Origin of the sequence: Rhizobium sp. C4, assembly GCF_021026315.1 — a bacterium.
In the GTDB taxonomy this organism is placed as follows: Bacteria; Pseudomonadota; Alphaproteobacteria; order Rhizobiales; family Rhizobiaceae; genus Ensifer_A.
Genome location: NZ_JAJNCX010000009.1, coordinates 23,197 through 49,861, shown reverse-complemented (window position 1 = coordinate 49,861; position 26,665 = coordinate 23,197). Strand labels below are relative to the sequence as shown.

23 protein-coding genes and 1 tRNA gene are annotated in these 26,665 nt (G+C 63.1%); 13 read left to right on the top strand and 11 right to left on the bottom strand.

Annotation, left to right across the window (positions count from 1 at the left end; translation table 11 throughout):
* Positions 1-138: 138 nt before the first annotated feature.
* The 3 genes from LQK84_RS16005 (at position 139) to LQK84_RS15995 (ending at position 2,753) form a co-directional block, all read left to right on the top strand.
* On the top strand, positions 139-1,173 hold the full coding sequence (locus tag LQK84_RS16005; protein ID WP_230829729.1) for a glycosyltransferase: 1,035 nt from the start codon (positions 139-141) through the stop codon (positions 1,171-1,173).
* On the top strand, positions 1,170-1,544 hold the full coding sequence (locus LQK84_RS16000; protein ID WP_230829728.1) for a GtrA family protein: 375 nt from the start codon (positions 1,170-1,172) through the stop codon (positions 1,542-1,544). Before LQK84_RS16005 ends, LQK84_RS16000 begins: the two co-directional genes overlap by 4 nt.
* A gap of 129 nt (positions 1,545-1,673) precedes the next feature.
* Positions 1,674-2,753 carry an OmpA family protein gene (locus LQK84_RS15995; RefSeq protein WP_230829727.1) on the top strand — a complete coding sequence of 360 codons (1,080 nt, stop codon included), beginning with the start codon at positions 1,674-1,676 and terminating at the stop codon, positions 2,751-2,753.
* 87 nt (positions 2,754-2,840) lie between these two features.
* On the opposite strand, the gene LQK84_RS15990 is transcribed toward LQK84_RS15995, so the two are convergent.
* The 3 genes from LQK84_RS15990 to LQK84_RS15980 are packed head-to-tail and all read right to left on the bottom strand — an operon-like array spanning position 2,841 to position 4,681.
* Positions 2,841-3,359 (bottom strand): GNAT family N-acetyltransferase, encoded by a 519-nt coding sequence (locus LQK84_RS15990; protein ID WP_230829726.1) that lies wholly within the window; start codon positions 3,357-3,359, stop codon positions 2,841-2,843.
* Complete coding sequence (locus LQK84_RS15985) at positions 3,352-3,687, bottom strand: type II toxin-antitoxin system TacA family antitoxin (protein WP_230829879.1); 336 nt, start codon at positions 3,685-3,687, stop codon at positions 3,352-3,354. The genes LQK84_RS15990 and LQK84_RS15985 overlap by 8 nt, the downstream gene beginning before the upstream one ends.
* A 7-nt stretch (positions 3,688-3,694) precedes the next feature.
* Positions 3,695-4,681 (bottom strand): Gfo/Idh/MocA family protein, encoded by a 987-nt coding sequence (locus LQK84_RS15980; RefSeq protein ID WP_230829725.1) that lies wholly within the window; start codon positions 4,679-4,681, stop codon positions 3,695-3,697.
* Between the two features lie 177 nt (positions 4,682-4,858).
* Between LQK84_RS15980 and LQK84_RS15975 the strand changes: the two genes are divergently transcribed.
* A complete protein-coding gene (locus LQK84_RS15975) occupies positions 4,859-5,809 on the top strand; it encodes an aldo/keto reductase (RefSeq protein WP_230829724.1) in 951 nt (316 codons plus the stop codon).
* 6 nt (positions 5,810-5,815) lie between these two features.
* On the opposite strand, the gene LQK84_RS15970 is transcribed toward LQK84_RS15975, so the two are convergent.
* Positions 5,816-6,808 carry a transporter gene (locus LQK84_RS15970; RefSeq protein WP_230829723.1) on the bottom strand — a complete coding sequence of 331 codons (993 nt, stop codon included), beginning with the start codon at positions 6,806-6,808 and terminating at the stop codon, positions 5,816-5,818.
* Between the two features lie 224 nt (positions 6,809-7,032).
* Here LQK84_RS15970 and LQK84_RS15965 point away from each other — a divergent pair, with 224 nt between their 5' ends.
* From LQK84_RS15965 to LQK84_RS15950, 4 genes are all read left to right on the top strand, one after another.
* Complete coding sequence (locus tag LQK84_RS15965; RefSeq protein ID WP_230829722.1) at positions 7,033-7,599, top strand: isochorismatase family protein; 567 nt, start codon at positions 7,033-7,035, stop codon at positions 7,597-7,599.
* A complete protein-coding gene (locus tag LQK84_RS15960; protein WP_230829721.1) occupies positions 7,599-8,597 on the top strand; it encodes a GlxA family transcriptional regulator in 999 nt (332 codons plus the stop codon). The genes LQK84_RS15965 and LQK84_RS15960 overlap by 1 nt, the downstream gene beginning before the upstream one ends.
* Positions 8,598-8,702: 105 nt before the next feature.
* Positions 8,703-10,028, top strand: coding sequence for a vanadium-dependent haloperoxidase (locus LQK84_RS15955; protein ID WP_230829720.1), 1,326 nt, complete (start codon positions 8,703-8,705; stop codon positions 10,026-10,028).
* An 8-nt stretch (positions 10,029-10,036) separates the two neighbouring features.
* Complete coding sequence (locus LQK84_RS15950; protein ID WP_230829719.1) at positions 10,037-11,656, top strand: CRTAC1 family protein; 1,620 nt, start codon at positions 10,037-10,039, stop codon at positions 11,654-11,656.
* A 7-nt stretch (positions 11,657-11,663) separates the two neighbouring features.
* Here LQK84_RS15950 and LQK84_RS15945 read toward each other — a convergent pair whose 3' ends face one another.
* From LQK84_RS15945 to LQK84_RS15930, 4 genes are all read right to left on the bottom strand, one after another.
* Entirely contained in the window at positions 11,664-12,626 is a 963-nt protein-coding gene (locus LQK84_RS15945; protein ID WP_230829718.1) for an alpha/beta hydrolase family esterase, read from the bottom strand.
* A gap of 216 nt (positions 12,627-12,842) precedes the next feature.
* A tRNA-Arg gene (locus LQK84_RS15940) sits at positions 12,843-12,919 on the bottom strand.
* Positions 12,920-13,024: 105 nt separating this feature from the next.
* Positions 13,025-14,584: a sensor histidine kinase gene (locus tag LQK84_RS15935; RefSeq protein ID WP_442966970.1), complete on the bottom strand. Its 1,560-nt coding sequence runs from the start codon at positions 14,582-14,584 to the stop codon at positions 13,025-13,027.
* A gap of 90 nt (positions 14,585-14,674) precedes the next feature.
* A complete protein-coding gene (locus LQK84_RS15930) occupies positions 14,675-16,687 on the bottom strand; it encodes a HAMP domain-containing methyl-accepting chemotaxis protein (RefSeq protein WP_230829716.1) in 2,013 nt (670 codons plus the stop codon).
* A gap of 327 nt (positions 16,688-17,014) precedes the next feature.
* On the opposite strand from LQK84_RS15930, the gene rpmH reads away from it, so the two are divergent.
* Genes rpmH through yidC form a run of 3 tightly spaced genes read left to right on the top strand, consistent with a single transcriptional unit; the run spans position 17,015 to position 19,422 of the window.
* Entirely contained in the window at positions 17,015-17,155 is a 141-nt protein-coding gene (gene rpmH, locus LQK84_RS15925) for a 50S ribosomal protein L34 (RefSeq protein WP_230829715.1), read from the top strand.
* A 16-nt stretch (positions 17,156-17,171) separates the two neighbouring features.
* Complete coding sequence (gene rnpA / locus LQK84_RS15920) at positions 17,172-17,588, top strand: ribonuclease P protein component (RefSeq protein ID WP_230829714.1); 417 nt, start codon at positions 17,172-17,174, stop codon at positions 17,586-17,588.
* Positions 17,578-19,422, top strand: a complete 1,845-nt coding sequence (gene yidC, locus LQK84_RS15915; RefSeq protein WP_230829713.1) for a membrane protein insertase YidC — start codon at positions 17,578-17,580, stop codon at positions 19,420-19,422. Before rnpA ends, yidC begins: the two co-directional genes overlap by 11 nt.
* A 64-nt stretch (positions 19,423-19,486) precedes the next feature.
* On the opposite strand, the gene LQK84_RS15910 is transcribed toward yidC, so the two are convergent.
* Both LQK84_RS15910 and LQK84_RS15905 read right to left on the bottom strand, forming a co-directional pair.
* The gene (locus LQK84_RS15910) at positions 19,487-21,208 is read right to left on the bottom strand and encodes an O-linked N-acetylglucosamine transferase, SPINDLY family protein (RefSeq protein ID WP_230829712.1); all 1,722 of its coding nucleotides are present in this window, start codon (positions 21,206-21,208) and stop codon (positions 19,487-19,489) included.
* Between the two features lie 197 nt (positions 21,209-21,405).
* Positions 21,406-22,296 carry an SDR family oxidoreductase gene (locus tag LQK84_RS15905; RefSeq protein WP_230829711.1) on the bottom strand — a complete coding sequence of 297 codons (891 nt, stop codon included), beginning with the start codon at positions 22,294-22,296 and terminating at the stop codon, positions 21,406-21,408.
* Positions 22,297-22,476: 180 nt separating this feature from the next.
* Between LQK84_RS15905 and LQK84_RS15900 the strand changes: the two genes are divergently transcribed.
* Positions 22,477-22,872, top strand: coding sequence for a winged helix-turn-helix transcriptional regulator (locus LQK84_RS15900; RefSeq protein WP_230829710.1), 396 nt, complete (start codon positions 22,477-22,479; stop codon positions 22,870-22,872).
* Between the two features lie 139 nt (positions 22,873-23,011).
* The gene (gene tal, locus LQK84_RS15895; RefSeq protein WP_230829709.1) at positions 23,012-23,965 is read left to right on the top strand and encodes a transaldolase; all 954 of its coding nucleotides are present in this window, start codon (positions 23,012-23,014) and stop codon (positions 23,963-23,965) included.
* Between the two features lie 91 nt (positions 23,966-24,056).
* Here the strand turns inward: tal and LQK84_RS15890 are convergent, their stop codons facing one another.
* Positions 24,057-26,552 carry an EAL domain-containing protein gene (locus tag LQK84_RS15890; protein ID WP_230829708.1) on the bottom strand — a complete coding sequence of 832 codons (2,496 nt, stop codon included), beginning with the start codon at positions 26,550-26,552 and terminating at the stop codon, positions 24,057-24,059.
* Positions 26,553-26,665: the final 113 nt, after the last annotated feature.

Sequence of the window (26,665 nt, the reverse complement as noted above, 5' to 3'; positions counted from 1 at the left end):
TCTGTTGGCCAAACTTGCGTGGGGTGGATATTTCGCGGCGGAGACGCCCGGAATTCAAGCTAACTTAACCTTCTCAAGAAATAGTAAAGCCAAGGACAACGCGCGCCCGCGAAGGCGCAAACCGCAAGGAACCGGGTCATGGCGGCGCATGGGGCAACGGACGGCATTCTGGACGATCTGGACATCGCCGTGCTGCTGCCGTGCTACAACGAGGCGGCAACGATTGCCGATGTCGTGGCGGGTTTCAAGGCGGCACTGCCGGGCGCGCGCATCCATGTCTACGACAACAATTCGACCGACGGCACGGCGCTGAAGGCAGCCCTTGCCGGTGCGACGGTCACCCGCGAGCGGCGGCAGGGCAAGGGCCATGTCGTGCGCCGCATGTTCTCCGACATCGACGCCGACATCTACATCATGGCCGATGGCGACGGCACCTATGATCCGGAAGAGGCGCAGGACCTGATCCGCACGCTGCTTTCGGAAGGCTCCGACATGGTGGTCGGCACGCGGCGCGGCGTGACGGAAGATGCCGGCCGGCAGGGTCATGCCTTCGGCAACGCGATCTTCAACAGGCTCTACCGGATGATCTTCGGTACCGGCTTTTCGGATATCTTCTCCGGCTACCGCGCCTTCTCGCGCCGCTTTGCCAAGAGCTTCCCGGCCGTTTCCGGCGGGTTCGAGATCGAGACGGAGATGTCCGTCCATGCCTCGCGCCTGAAAATGCCGGTGAGCGAACTGGAGCTTTCCTATGGTCGCCGGCCGGAGGGCTCGCATTCCAAGCTTTCGACCTACAAGGATGGGGCGAAGATCCTCTGGATGTTTGCCATGCTGATGAAGGAGACGCGGCCCTTCGCCTTCTTCGGCCTGATCAGCGGCGGCGTCCTTGCCATGAGCCTCGGCTTCATGACGCCGGTTCTGGCCGAATATATCGCGACCGGCCTCGTGCCGAAGCTGCCGACCTGGGTGCTCTCGATGGCGCTGATGATGATCTCCTTCATGACCTTCACGGCCGGGCTGATCCTCGACAGCGTGGCACGGGCACGCGCCGAGCAGCTGCGCATCCACTATCTGACGCTTTCGTCCGTGCACCAGTCGCGCCATCAGGTGACGCTCGCCCGTGGCGAGGCCGTGAGCCAGACGACAGGCCGTTCGGGCAAGCGCCGCGCCGCATGAAGAAGCTTCTCTGGTTTGCCTTTGCCGGCGGCACCGGCTTTCTCGTCGATGCCGGTTCGCTGTCGCTGATCCTCTGGCTGACGCCGGCCGGGCCCTATATCGCCCGCGTGCTCTCGATCGCCATTGCCATGGCCTATACCTGGACGATCAACCGCACCTTCACCTTCGGCAGTTCGGGCCGCAATGTCGCCTCCGAAGGCGCGCGCTATGGCCTTGTCGGCATTCTCGCCGCCCTGGTGAACTACGGAACCTATTCGCTCTGCCTGATGATCTGGCCGCCGCTCTGGCCCGTGGTGGCCGCGGCCATCGGCTCGGGCGTTGCGATGGTGTTTTCCTATCTCGGCTATTCCCGCTTCGTCTTCGGCAGATAGCACGCGAGGGACGTCTTCCTGTTACCCGGGAAACTGCGCGCCCAGCCCTCGCCATGGAATGTAGCCCCCATTCGTGTCATCGTCTGCGCGGGCGCGATAGCGCCGGGCAGCACAGAATTGGGGGTTCCTATGCTGAAGAAACTGATCCTTATTGCCGGCATGCTCGTCGTTGCCGGCGCATCGTCCGCCATGGCGGACGCCACGATCCCGCAGAAGGACGAAAAGGGCACGAAGGACAACAGGCTTCTGCCACGCTACGAGGGCTCGCTGCTGCTCAGTGCCAAGCAGCAGGCCTATGCCGAGCTGACCCTGCCGCTGTCGCCGCTGGAAAAGAACGACAAGTTGGATTCCGACAACAACACCATCTATGCGCCGAAGCAGTCAAAGACACTCGAGGGGCCTCTCACCCGCCTCGTCTATCTGGAGCCCGACGGTCGCTCGCCACTGGAAATCCTGCGGAATTACCAGGAGGTCGTCACCGCTGCCGGCGGCGAAACCCTGTTCGAATGCAAGGACGAGGCCTGTGGTGGCTCCGCGACACGCGCGGCCTATGGCGGCGGCGGCGACCAGAGCCTGACGATGCAGTTCGTCCGCGAGAAGGATATTGCCGAGCCGGACTTCTCGAACGGCAAATGCGCGCTGACATCCGACATCACCGATCAGCACTATTTCACAGGCCGGCTTCCCGTCGATGGCGGTGACGCCTTCGTTGCGATCCAGACCTTCACGATTGCCGACGGCGGCAACTACTGCAACGCCTTCAACGGCCGCACCATTGCCCTCGTCAACGTGGTCGAGCCAAAGGCGCGCGAACAGAAGATGGTCGTCGTGAAGGCCGCCGACATGGCGAAATCGATCGACGCGTCAGGCAAGATCGCGCTCTACGGGATCTTCTTCGATACCGACAAGGCCGATCTCAAGGCTGAGTCCGACCCGACGCTGCAGGAAATCGCCACGCTGCTCAAGTCGAAGCCCGAGCTCAAGATCGTCGTGGTTGGCCATACCGACAATCAGGGCGGGTTCGACCACAACATGGACCTGTCAAAGCGCCGCGCTGCTTCAGTACAGGCAGCCCTCGTCAAGCGCTTCCAGGTGGATGCCGCAAGGCTCAAAAGCGCCGGCGTCGGCATGGTCGCCCCGGCTGCGTCAAACGAGAGCGAAGACGGCCGCGCCAAGAACCGGCGGGTGGAAATCGTCAATCTGAATTGACGCTCGACGCTGGAAGAAGCCGTTGCAGCCCGCCTCGGGCGCTGTGACGGCTTTTCCCGCTTGAGCGATTCGATGATGCCTCTGACATCAGCCCCCGACCTCACCAGCAAACTTGACGAGATCGAGCGCATAAGTCGGCGTTTCCACCGGGAGCCGAACAAAGCCATGGCGGCGATAGAAGGCTTCCGCTGCCGGCGAGATGGCGTGGACGACGATCAGTCGGGCCGACACCTCATTGATGGCCCTGAGCGAGCGGAGAACGGCATCCTTCAACAAAGCGGTGCCAAGACCGTGACCCTGAAATCGCAGGTCAACGGCAAGCCGTCCGAGTATCACTGCGGGAATGTGTTGCGGCATATTCCGCCGCATCGCGCCGGTGGCATCCCGGTTCAGCACCTGCCCCATCGACAGGGCATAATATCCGGCCACGACAGTTGCACCGCTTGAGAGGCAGACAAAGGTCCGGCTCGCGCCGAGGGCTGCATTCGCGCGGGCGCGCTTGATCAGCCATTCATCCAGGACCGGCTCGCCGGATTGAAAACCATCGAGCATATGAGCTGCCGTCAGCGGCTCGGGGGAACGGAACTGCGCCTGCCGCTCAGTCACGCGACCACGGCAGCTCGGCGGCAAGCAGCCGCTTCATCCCTGCCCTTTCCTCCGCAGACTGTGGTGCATCCAGCCATTCCAGCGTCCGACGGAAGCCAGCGTCATCGACAAGGATCGATGTCTGGTCGAGAAGCACGGCCTTGGCCTCCTTGATCGCGGAGGAGAGCATGAACTGCGACCGGTTCGCACCCACGAGTTCGGCCGCGCTGTCGATCAGCGCGCGGTCTTCTGCGCGGGCGCGCAGGTGGATGTTCACTTCGGCGATGTTGGCGTTTCGGGTCATACGAGAAAGATAGTGCCCTGTGTTGACATCGTCAACACAGGGCATGTTCACCTCACACCGTCTCCCAGCCATCCTTCTCGCTTGCCCGGTAGATCGCATCGATGAAGAGCTGGTTCTTCTTGGAGCTTTCCAGCGTCACGACTTCCGCCTCCTCGCCGCGCGCGGCACGCGCGAAGGCTTCGGCTTCCAGGCGATACTGGCGGGCGTCCTGGAAGCGGTAGTGGCGGGATTCGGCGTGGTTGACGTTGGTCACCTCGATCTCCTCCGCGCCATAACGGTCGGCATTGAAGGGCGACTTCACCTCGATGAAGCCGTCCGTGCCGTGGAAGACCATGATCTGGCGGGCGGCGAGCTGGGTGGAGATGTAGAAGCTGAGTTCGAAATCACCGAAATCGGCGCGCACCGATGAATAGATGTCGGTGCCGAACTGCGGATCGCGCTCGGTGGTCGCCTGCACGCGGATCGGCTCCTTGCCGGTCGAGAAGCGCGTGGAGATGGCCGGATAGACGCCGATGTCGGGCAGGCCGCCGCCGCCGAGTTCCGGGATGTTGCGCATGTTGCCCGGATCGCGGTTGAAGTAGGTGAAGGCGCCCTGCACATGGCGCAGCCGCCCGATCGCGCCTTCGGCGATCAGCATGCGCACGCGCCGCCAGACCGGCGAATAGGTGACCATATAGGCTTCGGAGACGAGAACATTGTTGCGGTCGCGCGCGGCAATGATGGCGTCGATCTCGGCGGCCTTCAGCGCGATCGGCTTTTCGCAGAGCACATGCTTGCCGGCATCCGCCGCCTTGATCGCCCATTCGGCATGCTGCGAGGTCGGCAGCGGAATGTAGACCGCGTCGATGAGGTCGGAGGCCAGCATTTCCTCATGTGAATCGTAGACATGCGGGATCGAGAAGCGGGCGGCCAGTGCCTCGGCCTTCTCCTTGTCGCGGCTCGAAATGCCGGCGACGACGCAGTTTTCCGCATCCTGGATCGCGGGGATGACGAGTTCGCGGCCGATCTTGGCGGTCGATATGATTCCGAAGCGCAGCATGGGGTCTCTCCTCCATTCGTTTTGTCGATTGGTAGAAAATTGAGGCACGTTGCGCAATCGCTTTCATCGGGCGCCATCTGATCGAGACCGCCTTGATCGCGCCGCATGCGGCGTTAAGGTCTCACCCCGATGGAGGCGGATTCGAAAGCGGCCCGCCGAACTGAAAGGACCCATGACATGCAGATGCGCGCCCTCGGCCGGACCGGCCTGACGATTTCTCCCGTTGTCTTCGGCGGCAACGTGTTCGGCTGGACCGTCGACGAGAAGACGTCGTTTGCGCTGCTCGACGCCTGGCTGGACGCCGGCCTCACCACGATCGACACGGCAGACGTCTATTCGTCCTGGGCTCCCGGCAATTCGGGCGGCGAATCGGAGACGATCATCGGCAAATGGCTGAAGCAGAGCGGCCGCAAGCGCGAGGATGTCGTGATCGTCACCAAGGTCGGCTCCGACATGGGCAATGGCCACAAGGGGCTGAAGGCGGGCTGGATCAACCAGGCCGTAGAGGATTCGCTGCGGCGGCTGCAGACGGATTACATCGACCTCTACCTCTCCCACTGGCCGGACCCGGAGACCCCTTACGAGGAAACGCTCGCTGCTTTCGACGCGCTGAAGAAGGCCGGCAAGATCCGGGCGATCGGCTGCTCCAATCTCGATGCCGCGCAACTCGGCCAGTCGCTCAAGGTGGCCAGGGACAAGGGCCTGCCGCGCTATGATGTCCTGCAGCCGGAATATAATCTCTATGCACGCGACACCTTCGAAGGGCCGCTTGCCGATCTCTGCATCGCGGAAGAGATTGGCGTCATCACCTATTTCAGCCTCGCTTCGGGCTTCCTGACCGGCAAATATCGCAGCCTCGAAGACACGAAAGGATCGGCACGCGGCGAGGACATGGGGACCTATCTGAACGAGCGCGGCCTTCGCATTCTCGATGCTTTGCAGGCTGTTGCCGGTCAGACCGGCGCAAAGCCGGCGGAGATCGCGATTTCCTGGCTCCTGAACAAGCCGGGCGTGACGGCGCCGATTGCCAGCGCCACCAGCCTGTCGCAGCTTGAAAGCCTGAGAAAGGCGGCCACGCTGAGCCTTGATGCCAAGGCCATGGCGCTTCTCGACGCAGCCGGAGCCTGAAGGGTCTTAGAAAATCCCGGCGCGGCGCAGGAGCCACCAGGCCAAGAGCACCGACACGCCGATCGCGCCAAAGGCAGAGAGCGTACCGGCGTCGTCGTGCTGGAAGGGAAGCCCGCCGGTATTCATGCCGAAGAAGCCGGTGACCAGCGTCGGCGGCATGATCAGCACCGTCATGACGGACATGATGAAGAGGTGGCGGTTGGTCTCGATCGAGGTGAGGGAATTCACCTCTTCGTGGAGCAGCCGCGCGCGTTCCTGCAGCGCATCCACTTCGTGGCCGGCGGCCTCAAGCCGGCTGGTGCTGCGCGCCGAAACATCCGCAAAACCCTCCGGCATTTCCTCTTCTTCAGCCGCCGCGGCATGGCGCATGGCGGTGAGCAAGGTCCGCATGTGCCGATGCAGGCGGACGATGGAGCGGCGCAGCGGCTGCAATTCCTTCTGGTGCTTCAGAGGTTCCCGGTTGGAATAGACGGCGTCCTCGATGACGTTGAGGTCAGCCGTGATCTCCTTGACGAGGCCGAAGAGCGAGCGCTGGAAATTGGCGACGATCTGCTCGAAGATGTCGATCGGATTGTCGAACTTGCCGGGCGATTTCTCGACCGCGAAGCGCACGCTGTCGACGCTGGCCAGCGGATGCAGCCGGGTCGTGACGATGAAGCGGCCGAAGACGGCATAATGCAGGAAGCCGATTTCGCGCGTGCTCTGGTCGAAATCGCGCTGGTAATCCACCAGCGTGCCATAGAGATAGCCTTCGTCGACATTCACCGACGGGTGCGTCTCATGCGTCGTCAGCGCGAAAAGCGCTGCTTCCGGCAAAACGCCGAGGCTTTCGAGGAAAGCCGGCAGGCGGGCGTCCGCCAGCGAGAAGTGGAACCAGAAGAAGCCCTCCTCCGGCAGCGCCTTCACCTCGGCATCCGGCAACGGACGCGCCGGCGCCGGGCCCTCATGAAGATGATAGGCCCAGACGAGGCCGGGGATTTGCGAGGCGGGAAGATGCATGTCGGATATCCGTTCAGTGATCAGGTGAACGCGGGGCGGTTGGGTGCTGTGTAAGCGAGGTTTGGGCCGGGAGTCGAGAGCGCCGCATGTGAAGGTTTCTTGACAGGCCACCAAATGCCTCTTCAACGATGGCCGGATTTGTCCTCTTTTCGTCCTCTGCCTGTCTTTTTTGCTTTGATCGCTGCCCTAGAATGCGGCTATCAACTGCAATGAAGGAGCAGAAAATGTCCCATGTCGACACCGCCCTGATCGTTATCGATGTCCAGGAATCGTTCCGCCACATGCCCTACTGGAACGCCGAAGGGCTGGAGGTCTATCTCGCGCAGCAGCAGCGGCTGATCGACGGCGCAATGGCGGCCGGCATTCCTGTCATCCAGATCTTCCACACGCGGGCCGGCTCGCCGTTTGACCGCGAGGGCGGGCTGGTGCGGACGCTCGACGGCCTGTCGATCAAGCCGGATGCGGTGTTCTACAAGGAGCGGCATTCGGCGCTCGCCGGCACCGGGCTCGACATCTGGCTGACGCGCAACGGCATCAACCGGCTGATCATCTCAGGCATCCGCACCGAACAGTGCTGCGAGACGACGACGCGGCATGCTTCCGACCTCGGCTGGAGCGTCGATTTCGTCAGCGAGGCGACCTTTACCTTCCCGATGCAGCATGCCGACGGCACGGTTTTCAGCCAGGCCGACATCGTCAAGCGGACCGAACTGGTGCTCGCCACCCGTTTTGCCCGCATCGTGACCGTCGATGAGGCGCTGGCCGGGCTCACCGTAAGGAAGGCCGCCTGATGAGCACGCTTTCCGGCGGTGAAATGCGACGCATTCCGATGTTCGTGGTTCTGCCGCCGGACACGCTAATGCTCGACGTTGCCGGCCCGATGGAAGTGTTCCGCCGGGCCAATCTCGAACAGGCGGCAGTGCAGTTCGACTATGTTTATGTCGCCGCAGCGCCGGAACAGACGACGTCGATCGGTCTCACCGTTTCCGGCCTCATGGCCTTGCCGGAGAACCTGCCCGACAATGCATGGATCGTCATCTCCGGCAGCCTCACGGCGCCCGAGGTGAGGGAACGGAATCGCGACGCGCTTGCCCGGATCGTCCGTTGGCTCAGCCAGAGCTTCCGGCCCGGCATGACGCTGGTGACGATCTGTTCCGGCGCGCTGCTGGCCGGAGAGGCCGGTCTCTTCGACGGCTTTCGCTGCACCACGCATGCCGCCTGCATGGCGGAACTCACCGCACGTGCACCGCTTTCGCAGCCGCTCGACAACCGGCTGTTTGTCGAGGACCGGGACCGCCTCTCCAGCGCCGGCATTTCGACCGGGATCGATCTCGCGCTGCATATCGTCAGCCAGCTGATCTCGCCGGCGACTGCGCTGGCGATCGCAAGGCAGATGGTCGTCTACATGCGCCGCAGCGGCAGCGATCCGCAGCTGTCGCCGTGGCTGACCGGGCGCAACCATGTTCATCCCGGCATTCATCGGGCGCAGGACGCGATCATGGCGGAGCCGGCCGCCGAGTGGTCGCTGGCGCGGCTGGGGCGGATCGCCCATCTGAGCGAGCGGCATCTGTCGCGGCTCTTTCGCGAGCATGCCGGCATGGCGGCGACCGACTATGTCAACATGATCCGGGTCAATCTGGCCGCCGAGATGCTCAGCGGATCTGACCTCGCGGTGGAGGACATTGCCGCCCGCACGGGCTTCTCCTCGGCACGCCACATGCGCCGCGTCTGGAACGGCTTCCACACCGAGCCGCCGGCCCGCTTCAGGAGCCGCGCCGGCGGGCTCTAGACGCCTCAACGCCATCTTCGCGTGTATGCTCAAGCCCTTATGGACATCGGGGCGATGTTGAACGATAGTGCCGCCGGGACCAGGCATCGGGCTTGGGGAGGAAAAATGTCTGTCGTGATCAGAAGGGCCGTTATCGGCCTCGTTTTTGCGTGTTCGTGTCTCTTGTCCCTGGCCGCTGCGCCCGCGCAGGCCGCCGCAACCCCGCCGCAGGAGGTGGTGACGGGCTGGTACAAGCTGATCCTGGAGCTTGTCCGCCATACGTCCAACTACTCCCCGCCGGTCGCTGCCCGCTCCTTCGGCTATATCGGTGTGAGCGCCTATGAGGCGGTCGCCAGCGGATCTGACAACCTGCAGAGCCTTGCCGGCCAGCTGAACGGTCTCAAGGCGCTGCCCGCGCGCGAAAAGGGCGCGACCTATGATGACGCGGTGATCCTCAACACCGTGATGGAAATGTCCGTCACGCACTTCTTCGACCGCACCGGCCCGACCGGCCAGCATGTGATGAAGAAGATGGCCGCGAAGATGGATGAGAAGGTTTCGGCCGGCCTTACGCCCGATGTGATCGCCCGCAGCCGCGACTACGGCCAGAAGCTCTCGCAGGCGGTCTTCGACTGGTCCGCGACCGATGGCGGCGCGAGCGTCGAGAACATGGGCTTTCCGCTCGAATACAAGCTTTCCGACAAACCGGGCCATTGGGTGCCGACAAGCCTGATACGCCAGCAGCAGGCGCCGCTCCTGCCCGACTGGGGCAAGGTGCGCCCCTTTGCCATGCCAACGGGCTCGTCCTGCCGCCTGCCCGAGCCGCCGGACTATAGCGAAAAGCCGGAATCGGCCTTCTACAAGGATGCCAACGAGGTCTACACGACGGTGAAGACGCTGACGGATGAGCAGCGGACGATTGCGCGCTTCTGGTCGGACGATCCGATGCTGTCGCCGACGCCGCCCGGCCACTGGATCAATATCGCGCTCATCGTGCTTGACCAGGAGAAGGCCGATCTGCCGACGACCGTGGATACGCTGGCGCGGCTCGGCGTGGCGCTTTCGGATGCCTTCATCGGCTGCTGGGATACGAAATTCGTCTTCGACCTCATCCGCCCGATCACCTACATCAAGAAGGTGATCGATCCGAAATGGGATGCCCTGCTGATCACCCCGCCATTTCCGGAATATCCGAGCGGCCACAGCACGCAATCGGGGGCGGCCGCCGCCACGATGACGCATATCTTTGGCGACAAGCTCGCCTTTGACGATTCCACCCATGCCGCCGACGGGATCAAGCCGCGCCACTTCGCCAACTTCCGCGCGGCGGCGGAAGAGGCTGCGATCTCACGTCTCTATGGCGGCATTCATTTCCGCCCGGCGATCGAACGCGGGCTCACCCAGGGCGACTGCATAGCCAACTATGTCAACGCCTTGAAGACGAAGAAGTGAGGCCGGTGATGCAGAAGGCAATCCGGTCCGGCGGGCTTTGTCTCGCCCTTCTCCTCTCGCCCACGGCGGTCCTTTCGGAGGATGCGCCGGTGCCGCGCCCTCTCACGCCGATCTTTCAGGAGGAGCAGGCGGCCGAGAGCGGCGTCGATACCGTCTATAATGGCGATTGGGAATTCATGGTCGGCGGCGGCGTCTCCACCTTCGACTGTGACGATGACCGATTCCCCGACATGCTGCTGCCGGGCGGATCGGGCAAGTCGGTCTTCTATCACAACGAGAGCAAGAAGGGCGGCGCGATCCGCTTCAAGGCGAAGACGTCCGGGCTCGAGATCGACAAGCTGCTTGGCTCCTATGCCATCGATATCGACGGCGACGGAATCAAGGATATCATCCTGCTCCGCCTCGGCGAGAACATCGTCATGCGCGGCAAGGGCAAATGCCAGTTCGAGCGCGCCAACGAGACCTGGAATTTCGATGGCGGCAAAGCCTGGTCTGCCGCGATGGCCGCGACCTGGGAGCGCGGCAACACCTGGCCGACGATCGCCATCGGCAATTATATCGACCCGGAGGCCGACATGGAGCCCTGGGGCTCCTGCACCGACAACTGGCTGCATCGGCCGGAGACTGCGACGCCGCAGCGCAAATTCGCCAATCCGCTGCCGCTGACGCCGAGCTATTGCGCGCTGTCCATGCTCTTCACCGACTGGAACCGTTCCGGCACGCCGTCGCTGCGCGTTTCCAACGACCGCGAATATTACAAGGGCGGGCGCGAGCAGATGTGGCATGTCGATCCCGGCAAGGCGCCGGTGCTCTACAGCGAGGAGGAAGGCTGGAAATACCTGCGCATCTGGGGCATGGGCATTGCCAGCTACGACCTCGATTTCGACGGCTATCCGGAATATTTCCTCACCAGCATGGCCGACAACAAGCTGCAGACGCTTCAGACCATCCCGAAGGACGGCAAGGCGCCGGCGGCCTACAAGGACATTGCCTTTGCCAAGGGGGTGACCGCGCACCGGCCCTATACCGGCGGCGACTGGCATCCTTCTACCGCCTGGCACACGGATTTCCAGGACGTCAACAATGACGGGCTGGTCGACCTCTTCATCGCCAAGGGCAATGTCGCCGAAATGCCGGACTTCGCCAAGCTCGACCCCAACAACCTGCTCGTCCAGAATGCCAGGGGCAATTTCGTCGAAATGGGGCTTGAGGCTGGCGTTGCCAGCATGAATGTCTCGCGCGGGGCAGCCCTCGTCGACTTCAACCTCGACGGTCTCGTCGATCTCGTCGTCACCAACCGCTGGAAGCCCGCGCAGGTCTGGCGCAACGTCACCCCCGATGCCGGACATTTCATCGAGATCGGCCTGAAGGGCGACGGCGGAAACCGCGACGGCATCGGCGCGTGGATCGAGGTGAAGCACGACGAACATATCCTGCGCCGCGAGGTCACCATCGGCGGCGGACATGCCGGCGGCTCGCTCGGCTGGCACCATTTCGGCGTCGGCAAGGACACCGATGTCGCATTCCGCGTCATCTGGCCGAATGGCGAGGCCGACGACTGGCAGAAGGTGCCCGCCAACGGGTTCTACTGGGTGAGCCCGAAGAAGGCGGCGGCGAAGTGGGAGTAGCGTCCGGTTACAGCGAATGGGCCTTGAAGAAATTCCAGATGACGCTGGTCGCATCGATGGGGTCGGCGCTGCCGGCGTCGTGGGTGACGTTCGCGCCCGGCCAGCTGTGGCCGCCCTGCCTGAGGTCGTAAAGGACAACGTCGGCATTGCCCTTGCAGATGCTTTTCTCGATCGACACGTCCGGTCGCCGCGTGATGTCGGCGGGTTGCCCGCAGCCATTGGCCTTGCGCCAGAAGTCGACAGCGTAGCGCACAGACTGGAACGGCAGTGCCTGCGCTCTGGCGACGAAGCGCGTGCCGCTCACGCCTCCGTTGAAGCCGACAACCGGGTCCTGTTCGCCATGGATGATCAGCATCGGCACGGGCGCGCGGGGTGCCGCCTCGTTGCCGAAGAGCGCGCCTGAGACGACCGCAGCCGCCGCAATCCGATTGCCAAGCGCGATGGCGACGCGATGTGTGAGCATGCCGCCGTTGGAAAATCCGGTGACGTAGATCCGTTTCGGATCGATCGCGGTCCGTTTCGTCGCATCATCGATGACGGCAGCGACAAAGGCGACATCGTCCACGCCTTGCGCGGACGCCTCGCCGCAGCAGCCTCCGGCGTTCCAGGTGCCCGAGCGGGCGTTGCGGCCGATGCCCTTTGGCGCGGCAATGACGATCCCGGCTGCTCGTGCCTGCGCTTCCCAGCGCGGAACGATTGTGCGAGGGCCGCCGCCGCCGCCATGCAACACGATCAGCAGCGGCACAGGCCCCTTGCCGCGGCTATCATCCAGCAGCAGATACTCGCGCTCCAGCCCGCCGACTCGCAGGGTCTGCGTCGTCGCGCCGGCAGTCTTTTCCTGCATGCGCTCTGCCCGCGCCTCGCGCAGGCGCTCAAGGAGACCGCGACGTTCAGCCGATATCGAAGGAAGGGGCGTCACCAGAGATGCTGCAAGAAGGCCAAGAACCAGACGTTTCCCTCTCTTGCTCATATCAAACTCTCCTGCGCCCATTTTTGCCGGTCGAGAATCCGACCAGGGCATAGTTGGCAACAGCATGGAGCATCAGGCAAGAGAAATGAGCGGGAACGTGCACAGGAGAGGCAGCAGACAGGGAAGCGCCGAGCTTCAGGCAGAAACACAAATCGTCTGCAGCGCAATGTCGACCAAAGCGCTTCTTCTTACATCATAAGAGATTTGGAAAAATAATGGCGCACCCGAAGAGATTCGAACTCCTGACCCCCAGATTCGTAGTCTGGTGCTCTATCCAGCTGAGCTACGGGTGCGTGTCCCGGCGGGGCTTCTGTAGAAGCGCCGGTGTGGGGCTCTCCTAAAGGGTTGCTTTCCGGAATGCAAGCGGGATTCGGAAAAAAATTTGTGTCGCGGACGATTTACGATCCGGAGGACGGATTGGGCGAGGTCTGCGACGGCTGGCGGCGGAAGCCGTCGATGGCAATCGGGCGGTCCGGGATCTCGATGCGGAACTGTGTGCCGGGCTGGGCCTTTTCAACGAGCGCAATGGTGCCGCCATGGGCGAGAACCAGCTCGCGGGCGATCGCCAGCCCAAGCCCCGTGCCGCCGGAGCGGACCGAGCCACGGAAGGCCTTGAAGAGGTTTTCGCGCGCCTTCTGCGGCATGCCGGGGCCGGTATCGTCCACCGAGATCGAAACGACGCTGCCGGTGCGATAGGCCGACACCGTCACCCGCCTGATCACGGCTTCATCTTCCGGCTCGTTCATCAGCGCCTGGACGGCGTTGCGCGTCAGATTGTGGATGACGCGGAAGAGCTGGTCCGGGTCGGCATCGACCGTCAGGTCGTCGGGAACGCGGATGTCGAATTCGATGCCGCTTTCCGCACCGACGCCGGTCAGGACATCGCAGACATCCTGCACCACCGCCTTCAGGCGCAGCAGACGGCGCTTGGGCTCGGCCTCGCTCGCCTTGCCGAAGGAGAGCACGCTGTCCGAATAGCTCACCGCCCGGTCGATGGTGCGAACCAGCTTGGGCGCCAGACGCTTGACCATCGGGTCTTCCGTATCGCCGAGGCGGTCGGAGATCAGCTGGGCGGAGGCGAGGATATTGCGCATGTCGTGGTTGATCTTGGAGACGGCAAGGCCCAGCTCGGCGAGGTTCTTCTGCTGGCGGAGCGTCTTTTGCAGTTCCTTCTGCATCTTCTGCAGATGGCGGCCGGCCACGGCAAGCTCGTCGCCCCCCTTGCCCGGCTCGAAAATGCTGTCTGCGGCCTCAGGCTGCTCGGAGAAGCGCTCGATGCTGTTGGTCAGCCGGCGGATCGGGCGAATCATGATGCGGTTGATCGCCATGAAGATGAGGCCGGCGGAAATCAGCGAGATCACCAGCGAGATCAGGAGCACATTCTGGGAATAGGTGATCATGGCGGCGCGCAGGCTGCGATCGGCCATCACCACTTCGATCTTCATCGTGCTCTTGTTGACCGGACAGAAGACGCGAATGACCCGATCACCCCCGAAGAGCAGTTCGTCAAAGGCGTCATAGATGGCGCGCGGCAGCGAGACCTTGTCGAGATCGTATTGATAATCCACCGTCGGCGGCATGTCGGCGACGGCGATGAGATGGCGCATGCCGTCCTTGGTCAGCACGATCGCCTTGGTGTCGGTGGCCATCAACGTGTCGTCGCGCACCGGCTTTGGCAGGACGACGTCCTTCAGCCCGTCCACCACCACGGATGCGGCCGCCGCCGTGTTCAGCCGGTCGGACAGCCAGTTGAGGCGCATGTTGGCGATTGCCGGCAGGAAGATCAGGATTTCGGCCAGTGTGACGAAAACGAAGGTGAGCAGAAGCAGCCGGCCCGACAGCCCGCGCCAGAGACGAACCTTCGCCTCGTGAGCCGCAGCCGCTGTCGTGTCCTGCCTGCCGTCCCGCACGTTTGCCCGCCTCTTCCTCGGGCAGCGCCAGGCCCGGCTCTTGCGCATTATAGCGGCTTGTTTTTCTTACGCCACTGCAATTGAAAACGCCCGGCAAACGGGCCGGGCGTCTTCCATGTCCGCTTGGGAGGCGGTGGTTCAGAATTCTTCCCAGCCCTGGCTGCTGCCACCACCGGCGACCTTGAGCGGGCGTGGCGCATGCGTGGCGGCCGGCTGGCTGCGCGTCACCGGAGCTGCCGGGCGGGCAGCGGCGGCAGGACGCGCGACTGGCTTGCGGTCGGCGAGAGCGGCCTGTTCCGAAAGCCGGAACCAGGAGATCATGTCGGCAAGGCTTGCGGCATCCTGCGACAGCTTGTGGGTGGCGGCCGAGGTCTCTTCGACCATCGCGGCATTCTTCTGCGTCACCTGGTCCATCTGGTTGACGGCGGTGTTGACCTCAGCGAGGCCGGCAGACTGTTCCTGCGCGGCGGTCGCGATCGACTGGATGTGGGCGTTGATGTCGCTGACCTGGCGCTCGATCTTTTCCAGCGCCTCGCCGGTCTTGTGGACGAGCTTGACACCGGCGCCGACTTCTTCGCCCGACTTGGTGATCAGGGCCTTGATGTCCTTGGCGGCATGCGCCGAGCGCTGCGCCAGTTCGCGCACTTCCTGTGCGACGACGGCGAAGCCCTTGCCGGCATCGCCGGCGCGTGCGGCCTCGACGCCGGCATTCAGCGCCAGAAGGTTGGTCTGGAAGGCGATCTCGTCGATCACGTTGATGATCTGGCTGATCTCGCTCGAGGCCTGCTCGATGCGGCCCATGGCATCGACGGCGTCGCGAACGATGACGGCGGAATGGGCGGCGTCGGACGTCGCTTCGCCAACCATGCGGCTTGCTTCCTGGGCACGCTGCGACGACTGCTTGACCACGGCGGTGATCTCGTCCAGCGCGGCGGATGTTTCTTCCAGCGCGGCGGCCTGCTGCTCGGTGCGGCGCGACAGGTCGTCGGTGGCCGAGCGCAGTTCGCGGGTGCTGTCATCCATGCTGACGGAGCTGCCGCGCACATTGCCGATCATGCCGGAGAGCGCATCGAAGGTGGCGTTGACGTTCCTTTGCAGCGCTGCGAAGGCGCCTTCGAACTGACCGGACATGCGACGGGTCAGGTCGCCTTCGGCGAGAAGGGCCACGGCCCCACCCGCTTCGCTGAGACCGCGATCGACGTTTTCGACGAGGCGATTGACGTTTTCGGCAAGACGGTTGAGTTCCGGGTGGCCGAAATCGCCCGAGATGCGGCCGCTGAAGTCACCGGCTGCGGCCTGCGCCGTGGCTTCGGTGATGGCTGCCTGCAGGCGCGAGACGTTGACGCGCTCTTCTTCCTTGGAGAAGTTGAGCTCGCGCATGGAGAGGCCGTTCTGGCGGAAGACCTCGACGGCGCGGGCCATGTCGCCAATTTCATCGGCGCGGCACACGAAGGCGACGTTGCGGTCGTAGTTGCCGGCCGCCATGTCGGTCATCTGCTCCGTCAGCGTCAGGATCGGATCTGCCAGCGAGCGCTTTGCGATGACGAAGGCGATCACGAGACCGACGGAAATGCCGCCGACCGCCATTGCCGCCACGATGGTCAGCATGAGCGTGCGGAAGCTCGCGACCTGATCGGTAATGTCGTCGAGCACCGCGCGGTCGACACCGACGATCTTGTCGATCTCGGCCTGGAATGCCTTGCGGTTGGCGCGGTTGGCGTCGTTGTTGCCCTGCTTGTTGGCCTCGGCCGGAGATACCTCCACGCCAAGGCGTGCAGTCTCGGCACGGAACTGATGGAATTCCTTGGCGCGTGCCGCCATCGCCTCGAAGACCTGGGTCTGCTCAACCGAGACCAGCGGCCGCCACTCGACGATCACGGTGTCGATCTCGGCGAGACGCTTGGTCAGGCCGTCTGCAAACTGCTTGGCCTTTTCGGTGTCCGGCGCTGCGTAAATGCCGCGCGCCTCCATGACGACAGCGGTGACGAGACGGTTCAGCTTTTCGCCGAGATAGGCGCGTTCGGAGACATTCTGGAATTCGGAGAGCCGATCATTGTATTTCTCGACGACGAAAATGCCGACGCCGCCCAGCATGAACGCAACAACGCTCATGATCGCCACCAGCGACAGGATTCTAACCTTGATCTTCACCTTGCTCTCTCCACCTAAGAAGCCCAGATTACGCGCGGGCCATCAATATCGCGCGAGATTATGCGTCTCTCGGTTAGTAAATACTTAATTTGCTATCCTTAGGATTACCCCCAAAAGGCAGGGGATATCGACGCCATTTGCAATATGGCTCTGTCAGGCCCACAATTTGCGGCGGAATGCCTGCGGGAATTGACTTTCGGGCGGATTTATATCAATAAGCCGCCACGTCGATGGAAGAATGGCGCTTGACGCCCTCTTTCCAGGCGAAACGCTCCTTGCAAACACTTGCAAATTCAAGAAGGGCCGCACACCGCGGTATTAAAATAAATGTCTACGAAGCGTACATTCCAACCGTCCAAGCTTGTTCGCAAGCGTCGTCACGGCTTCCGTTCCCGCATGGCTACCGCCGGCGGTCAGAAGGTTCTTGCAGCTCGCCGCAACCGCGGCCGCAAGCGCCTGTCGGCCTGACAAGCGGTCCCGCCCGATGGAAAAGCACGGGCAGGACGCCTCAATTCAAGTCAAAAAACCTGCGGGGCGGCTGAAAAGCCGGCCCCAGTTTTTGCGTGTCCGCGAGGGCGAGCGTCGCAAGGGCCAGTTCTTCATCGTCGAGGTTCTGGATCGCAACGCGCCTGAAGAGCCGCCGCGCGTGGGCTTCACGGTGACGACCCGGCAGGGTAACGCCGTCGAACGCAACCGCATGCGCCGCAGGCTCAAAGAGGTTGTTCGGCTCTCCGCACAATTTGCAATGAAACCCGGGCACGACTATGTCATCGTCGCGCATCGGGATATGCTTTCCGCTCCTTTCGAGCGGCTGACCCAGGCCATGTCGGCGCGCATCGCCGGCACTGACATCAAGAAGCGGCCGCGACCGGCCAGCTCGGGAAAATCTGATGGAAAATAACCGCAACTATATCGTCGCGATCGTGCTTTCGGTCCTGATCCTGTTCGGCTGGCAGTATTTCTACATGGGTCCGCGCATGGAAGCCCAGCGCCAGGCCGATCTCGCCAAGCAGACCGCCCAGGACGTCGCGAACCAGCCGGCCGCCGGCACCAACGGGGCAGCGCCTGCCGCCACGCCGAGCGGCGCCGTGCCCCCGGCCGGCACGACCGCCGGTGCGGTCAGCCGCGATGCAGCGCTTGCCACAAGCGGCCGCGTCGCCATCGACACGCCCGACATGTCAGGCTCGATCAATCTGCGCGGCGCCCGCTTCGACGACCTCAAGCTGAAGAAGTATCGTGAGACGGTCGCCAAGGACAGCCCGAACATCACGCTGCTCAACCCGGCCGAAACGGCTGACGGCTACTTCGTCGAGCTTGGCTATATTGGCGGCACGGCGCTTCCCGGCCCTGCCACCGAATGGAAGGCCGATGCGAATGCCAAGCTGACGCCGGCGACACCCGTGACGCTGACCTACACGAGCCCCGAAGGCCTGACCTTTGCCCGCACCATCTCGGTCGACCAGAACTACATGTTCACGATCACCGACAAGGTGACGAACGGCGGCCAGCAGGCTGCGTCGATTGCCGGCTATGGCCGCGTGACGCGCTACAAGGAACCACTCGAGCCCTCGACCTATGTCCTGCATGAAGGCTTCATCGGCTGGCTCGGCTCGAACGGTCTGGTGGAAGAAAAGTACAAGGCCTCCAAGGACAAGCCGCTGACCTATGACCGGACCTCGACCGGCTGGCTCGGCATGACCGACAAGTACTGGGCCACCACGATCATCCCGCCGCAGTCCCTCGAATACGAACCCCGCTTCACGCATTTCGAAGACGGCACGCCGCGCTTCCAGGCGGACTACAAGGGTACGGGCGTTTCGCTGGCGCCGGGTGAGACGAAGGAACTGAAGAACCTCGTCTTCGCAGGCGCCAAGGAAGTTCCGGTCGTCGACGGCTATGCCAAGGACGATTCCTGGTTCGGCAAGCTGACGAACGGCCTGATCGGCACCAAGACGGTGGAAAAGGGCTATGACGTCCCGCGCTTCGACCTTCTGATCGACTGGGGCTGGTTCTACTTCTTCACCAAGCCGATGTTCGCGCTGATGGACTTCTTCTTCCGCTATTTCGGCAATTTCGGCCTGGCAATCCTTGCGACGACCATCGTCATCAAGGCGCTCTTCTTCCCGCTCGCCTCGAAGCAATATGCCTCGATGGCCAACATGAAGAAGATCCAGCCGAAGATGGAAGAGCTGAAGGCCAAGCATGGCGAGGACCGCATGGCCCTCCAGCAGGCCACCATGCAGCTCTACAAGGAAGAAAAGATCAATCCGGTGGCGGGCTGCTGGCCGGTCCTGCTGCAGATCCCGGTCTTCTTCTCGCTCTACAAGGTGATCTACGTCACGATCGAAATGCGCCAGGCGCCATTCTTCGGCTGGATCAAGGACCTGTCCGCGCCGGACCCGACCTCGATCGTCAACCTGTTCGGCCTGCTGCCGTTCGATGCGCCGACCATCGTGCATCTTGGCGTCTGGCCGCTGATCATGGGCGTCACCATGTTCCTGCAGATGCGCATGAACCCGACCCCGCCGGACCCGGCGCAGGCGATGATCTTCACCTGGATGCCGGTGGTCTTCACCTTCATGCTCGCATCCTTCCCGGCCGGTCTTGTGATTTACTGGGCATGGAACAACACGCTGTCGATCATCCAGCAGGCGATCATCATGAAACGCCATGGCGTGAAGGTCGAGCTGTTCGACAATCTGAAGGGCCTGTTCAAGAAACGAACGAAAGCCTGACGGCAGGACATGTCCTGAAATTCAAAACCCCGGTGCCCATGGCGCCGGGGTTTTTCTTTGTCCCTCAGGCAAACGGTCCCGTGCGCGGCGGCAGGGCCGGAACGTCGAAGGCTTTCGGCGGCAAGCCCCTCGCGGCGCGCTCCACCATCATCTCGAAGGCCGTTTCCAGATGGCGCGTGAAGCGCTCCGTGTCGAAGAGCGGCATGCGCAATCGGTTCTGCTCGATCCGGGCGTTGAGCGCACGCCGGCGCAGCGGGCTGCGGGCCATCATGACGGCCATGTCGACAAAGGCGTGTTCGTCGCCCGCCACCAGTTCGGCAAGACCGAGAGCGGAGAGCAGGCTTTCCGACACCCGCGAGGCGAAGTTCGTCCCCTTGAGCGCCACGACCGGCACGCCCGCCCAGAGACAGTCCGATGTCGTCGTGTGGCCGCTATAGGGGAAGGTGTCGAGCGCGATATCGGCCGCCGCCATGCGCGCCATGTGCTCGGCATAGTCGGCGCGGGGCATGTAGATGATGCGCGAGGCTTCGATGCCGAGGCCCTGCATGTGGCTGGTGAAATTCTCCCGCGCCGGTCCCGGCGGGCACAGCATCCAGAGCACGGAACCCGGCACGGCCGAGAGCACCCTCGCCCACAGGGTTGCGACAGTCGCGGTGATCTTGGCGGGCTTGTTGAACGAGCCGAAGACCACCCCCTCCTCCGGCAGACCAAGCGAGGATCGTGGCGGCGGCGCGGGCCGCGGCCGCCCTGTGCCATCATTGCACTGGTAGGTCTCGGGCAGGCGGCAGAAGAGCTCGTGAAAATGCGGCTCGGACCCATCAGACAGGACGACGGGGTCCCCGATGATGTAGTCGCAGTCGATGCCGTAGCAGGTACCGGGAAAGCCGAGCCAGGCGACCTGAACGGGTGCGAGCCCCCTGTTGACGAGATCGATCCGGGAGCCGCGCGTATGGCCCTTCATGTCAACGAGGATGTCGATGCCGCGGGCGCGGATCAGCTCGGCCGCCGCGTCATCGTCGAGATCGCGGATGACGACGAGATTGGGGTAGCGCTGACGAAACTCGAGATCGGTCTCCGTCAGGTCTTCGTCCGTGTAGCAGAAGAGCGTGATCTCGAAGCGCTCCGGATCGTGCGCGGCAAGCACGCCCTGAAAGAGGATCATCGTCGGGTGCTGGTCGGACACGTCGTTGGTGAGATAGCCGATGCGAATCTTCTCGCCGAAGCGATGCGGGCGGGCGCGGCGGGCGGCGCGGCTCTCCGGCGTAAAGGGCCGCCCGGTCGGCATATGACGCACCAGACCGTTGAGCCGCTCGTCGCCGCACCACATGAGATGGAAAAGCGGATCTTCATTGTTGAAGGCCCAGGCCTCGCCGTCCAGCATGGCGCGATGAACCTGCGCGTCGAGCCGGGCCAGTTCCGAGAGCGCCAGACGCGGCCGCAGGATCTTGCGCAGCGTCGACAGCGCCTCGACATTGAGGGGGCCGAGTGCCTGCACCCGGCGGATCAGCGACAGGGCCTTGCTTTCCTCGAAGAGCTGAAGGCGAATGCGGGCGGCGAGCGTCAGCAGAAGCGGCGCCTCCGCCGACATCAGCTCTGCCGCCATTTCATAGAAATAGGCGGCCTCCGGCATGTGACCGAGGCGGGAATAGGACTGCGCGGCGGCAAGAAGGACGGGTGCCGGCGCGTCGCCGGATGTCAGAAAGGGCGCGGCACGGGTCAGACACAGTCGCCAGTCACCCGCGCTGAAGGCCTGAAGGACCTCTCCGACTTCATCTTCCGTGTTCATGCCACCCATCCGCTGTCCCTCACTCTTAGGAACAGCGGCTTGCGTGAGACTGAAACCGGCCGATGGGGCGATCCCGCCCCATCGTTTCATGTTAGCGCAATTCCGGAAGGAAAACCGCTTCGCACTTTTCCTGGAATTGCTTCCTGGCTTGCGCAATTCCGGACGGAAAACCGTTTCACACTTTTCCTGGAATTGCTTCAGGCCGCCAGGAACGCGTCCTTGGTGGCTTCGAAGAAGGCCTTGAGCGTGATCGGGGCCTTGCCGGTCAGCTTCTCGATATCGCCCGTCACCGTTGCCAGCTTGCCGGCGCGGGTGTTGGTGTCGAAGGAGAGGTAGGTCGGAGCGACGAATTCCGGCACGCCGGCGGCGATCATGCCCTGCAGCAGGCCTTCGTCCGGAACATGGACGACCTGGATCGGCTTGCCGATGATCTCGGACGCGAGCTTTGCGATCTCCTCGTTGGTCAGCGCCTCGACGCCGGTCAGCGTGTAGGTGTTGCTGGACGTGTCGGAGGAAGCAAGGGCGGCAGCCGCCGTGCGTGCGAGGTCTTCGCGCGTCACATAGGCCGTCTTGCCCTGGCCGGCAGCGGTGTACCACTGGCCGGACTTCAGCGCGTTCGGGATCGAGGCGAAGAGGTTTTCCATGTACCAGCTGTTGCGCAGGATCGTGAAGCTCAGGCCCGAGGCCTTGATGGCGTTTTCGGTGCCGAGGTGGTCGGGGGCGAACGTGACCAGCGATTCTTCCGGCAGCGGCATCGACGTGTAGACGACGTGGGCAACGCCGGCGGCCTTGGCGGCGGCAACGGCGGCCGTGTGCTGGCGCAGGCGACGATCGGTGCCGTCCAGCGCATCGGTCGAAACGATGAGAACGCGGTTGACGCCGGCAAAGGCCTTTTCAAGCGAAGCGGCATCGTCGAAATCGGCGGCGACCGTCTTCACGCCCTTGGCGGCAATGTCGGCGAGCTTGGACGGATCGCGGCTGGCGGCGATGATGGAACCCGGGGCAACCTTCTGGGTTTCGAGAAGGTGCTTGATGACGAGGCGGCCGAACTGGCCGGAAGCGCCGGTAACGAGAAGCGTGTCGGACATGGTTTCATCCTTTCCTGGACGTGTGGCATGGTCTGCTGGCGAAGGGTGGTCTACCCCACGAAGATGACAACAGATGCATTCGCGACCTATTGTCTCTTTCAGTAACCAGGGCTACAATGTGCATGTTAGCCTGTAAAGTAGGCAGTATTCAGCCCCCTAGGCACAGAAAGGTAACCACCGATGAGTGAAGCGCAGAAGGTGGGCGACATCCGGTCGCGGTTCGAGGAATTCGACGCCGGCAATTGCCCGGTGCGCGATGTGCTCGGCCAGCTCGGCGACAAATGGAGCACGCTGATCATCGGGCTTCTCGGCGACAAGCCGCACCGGTTCGGCGAGCTCAGGCGCTCGATCCCCGACATCTCGCAGCGCATGCTGACACAGACGCTGAAGGATTTGCAGCGCGACGGGCTTGTTGACCGGACCGTGTTTGCGACGGTGCCGCCGAGCGTCGAATACAAGCTGACGCCGCTTGGCCGGTCGCTGCTCAGCCCGCTCGGCATCCTCATCGAATGGGCCGAAACGCATCACGGCGCCATCCGCATGGCAAGGCAGGCCTACGAGGCCGGCAACGCCTGAAGCATCAGCCGAATTTGGCATTCAATCGATATAAATCGATTGACATGAGCGCGGCATTGTTGGGAATAAGGTCTCAAAGCGTACCGGTCCGCGACCGGTGCAAAGGCCGGGTCAAACCGGCAGATGACGGGAGAACAACGTGACATCCAAGCTGGAACAATTGCGCGCAATGACCACGGTTGTTGCTGATACGGGCGACATCGAGGCCGTGGCACGGCTGAAGCCGGTCGACTGCACGACCAATCCTTCGATCGTCCTGAAGGCGCTCGGCACCGACATGTTCAAGGACGTGTTTGCCGAAGCGATTGCCTGGGGCAAGGCCTCCGGCCTGTCCTCCGACAAGGCTGTCGCTGCCGTGTCCGACCGTCTCGCCGTATCCGTCGGCGCCGAACTCACCAAGCTGGTCCCGGGCCGCGTTTCGACCGAGGTCAATGCCGACCTTTCCTTCGACATCGAGGGTTCGATTGCCAAGGCCCGCGAAATCGTTGCCGACTACAAGGCACGCGGCATCGAGAAGGATCGCATCCTGATCAAGCTCGCCTCGACCTGGGAAGGCATTCGCGCTGCGGAAGTGCTGGAAAAGGAAGGCATCAACTGCAACCTGACGCTTCTCTTCTCGATGGCCCAGGCCATTGCCTGCGCTGACGCCGGCGTATTCCTGATCTCGCCCTTCGTCGGCCGCATCCTCGACTGGTACAAGAAGGCAACCGGCGAGAACTACACGTCGGAGACCGATCCGGGCGTCGTTTCGGTTCGTGCGATCTACAATTACTACAAGGCGCATGGCATCAAGACCGTCGTCATGGGCGCGTCCTTCCGCAATATCGGCGAAATCGAAGCGCTGGCCGGTTGCGACCGCCTGACGATCTCGCCCCAGCTGATGGACGAGCTGGATGCGGACAAGGGCACGCTGACGCGCGTTCTTTCGGAAGACAAGATCACGCCGGTCGACAAGGTCGCGATGGACGAGAAGACCTTCCGCTGGATGCTGAACGAGGACGCAATGGCGACCGAGAAGCTTGCAGAAGGCATTCGCGCCTTCGCCAAGGATCTCGGCAAGCTGCGCGAGATCGTCGCCAAGGCCATGGCCTGATCGGCACCCGGTCGCCGGCGCCGATGGCCCGGCCATCCTGCAATTTGTGAAACTGGGCCGCCTTCGGGTGGCCCTTTCCTTTTGGAGCTGACTATCCGGCTATCGCCGCAGGCTCGTGTTGCGCATGCTGGCTGCGGATGACAGCCAGCATCGTTTCGGCCGGCTGCGGGCGGCTCCAGAGATAGCCCTGCCCCGTCTGGCAGCCGAGCCTCCGGAGGCGCGCGGCGATTTCCGCGGTCTCGATGCCTTCCGCCACCGTCTTCAGCCCGAGACCCTGCGCCATGGAGATGATGGCGCGGCAGAGCACGGCGTTCTTGTCGTTGGTTTCCAGATCGTGGACGAAGGTCCTGTCGATCTTCAGCGTGGTGATCGGGAAGCGGGCGAGATAGCTCAGCGACGAAAAGCCGGTGCCGAAGTCGTCGATCGTCAGCGACACGCCGAGGCCGACGATGGCGTCCAGCGTCTCGCTGATCGTGCTGTCATCGCCAAGCAGCAGGCTTTCGGTGATTTCAAGTTCAAGCCAGCGGCTGTCGCAGCCGGTTTCCTCAAGGCAGGTACCAAGTGCGCCGATGAAGCCGCCGAACAGCAACTGCCGCGGCGAGACGTTGACCGAAACGGGAATGGGCTGGCTGCGGCCCGCATTGACCCTCACCGCAAAGCGGCAGGCTTCGAGAAGCACGCGCCGCCCGATCTCGATGATCTGGCCGGTCTCTTCCGCCATGGGGATGAATTCAAAGGGCGATATGAAGAGGCCGCCCGGGCGGAGCCAGCGGCAGAGCGCTTCGACGCCGTTGATGGCGCCGGTTTCCAGATCGACCTTCGCCTGGAAATGGGCATGGAACTCGTCGTTGCGCAGGCCTTCGCCGATCTGCACTTCCAGCTCGAAGCGGCGTTCCGCCTGGGCAGCCATGCTGCTGTTGTAGATCGTCGTGCGGGCCCGCCCGCCGGACTTGGCCGCATAGAGCGCCATGTCGGCAAAGCGGAAGAGCTCGTTCTGGTCCGACGTGTCGCCAAGGCCGAAGGCGATGCCGATGCTGGTGGTGATGGAGATGCTGTCGACACTCACGCTGACGGGCGTGTTGAGGACATTGTGAACGCGCCGGGCGAGATCATCCGCCTCTGACTGATCGGCGAGGACCGGCATGATGATCGCGAATTCGTCGCCGCCAAGTCTGCAGACATAGCCCTCATCCCCGACCGCGCCGACGAGTCGCAGCGCGAACTGGATGATCAGCTCGTCGCCGACGGCGTGGCCGAGCGTGTCGTTTACTAATTTGAACCTGTCGATGTCGAGCAGCAGCAGCGCGCATTGCAGTTTCGACTTTTTCGCAGCCTCAAGGACCTGCTGCAGAAGGTCCTGGAACGCGCGGCGATTGTGCAGCCCGGTCAGGCTGTCGCGGAAGGCCAGGGCATGGAGTTCAGCCTCGCTGCGAGCGAGCCGCTTTTCCATCTCCTTGCGTTCCGTGACGTCGCGGCCGATGGCAAGAACGCTGTCGACGGCACCGTCAGGGCCGAATTCGGGAAAGAACCGGATCTCGTGCACCAGCGGCTGCCCTTCACGACCATCGAGAGCCACTTCGCGGGTGACCGCCTTTGCCTTCGCGAACACCTCGGTCACCGCACCCTGGATTTCCAGCGAGGCCACGCCATTGCGGACAGTGCGCGGGTCCCTGTCGCCGATCTGCTCGGGGGTGAAGAATTCGATCGTCTCGAAAAACTCCCGCATCGAGCGGTTGGTGTGGAGATACTGACCGCCGGGGCCGAAACGGATCAGCCGGTCCGGAATATTGTCGGCAAGCGATCTGTAGGCCAGCTCGCCCTGCCGCAGCTCGTTGACGAGGCGGCGCCATTCCGTCGTTTCCCGCGCCGTGCCGAGGATGGCAATCGGGTTGCCCTCGTCATCCCTGAGCGCCAGCTTGCGTACATCGAAGGAGCGTGGCGAGCCGTCCCTGCCGGTGACGTTCGTTTCGAACGTGACGATCTCGCTGGAGCCAAGCGCCAGCATGTCGGTCCTGTCGTGAACCGAATCCGTGCGGCCCTGCTCGGTTTCCCGCGCGGTCTTGCCGATCAGCTCAGCGCTCGGAACGCTGTTGAAGCGATCGAACATCTCGTTGCACAGGACATAGCGGCCTTCCTCGTCCTTGAGCCAGACCATGTCCGGGAACAGGCGCACGGTGGCGCTCAGCACCGCCTCGGCCTTGCGCTGGGCGCCAAGGCGTTCGGCTTCCGCGCAGTCGCGGACAAAGCCCGCCAGATAGAGACCGGCAGCGCCTTCCGCCACCTCGCCCCGCATCTCGATATTGAGAACGACGTCACCCAGAACCATTTCGAGGAACTCGTTGACCGGGCCGCGGCACTCGAAGATGTCGCGCAACTTGCTCATAAACACGAGCCGTCTCTGAGCGGGCATGGAGGCGATGGCCGCCTCGTACGTCGCCTGAAGGGAGACCGGATCGTCAAAGGTCAGCGGGCCGATCGCACCATGGGCCTCCTCAAGGACATAGCCATCCTCGCACTCCCTTCGAAGCACGAAAATCATGCCGTCCAGATATCGCGCAGCCTCCGTAAGCCGCGATACGGTGTCCATGAATACCCCTCAAATCACGTGGCGCTATTATTCACGCAAATATTTAGCAATTCCTAAACTCTCGCTTCACCGTAGCGTACGATTGAGGAAGCCGGCATTGCAACTTCGACGAT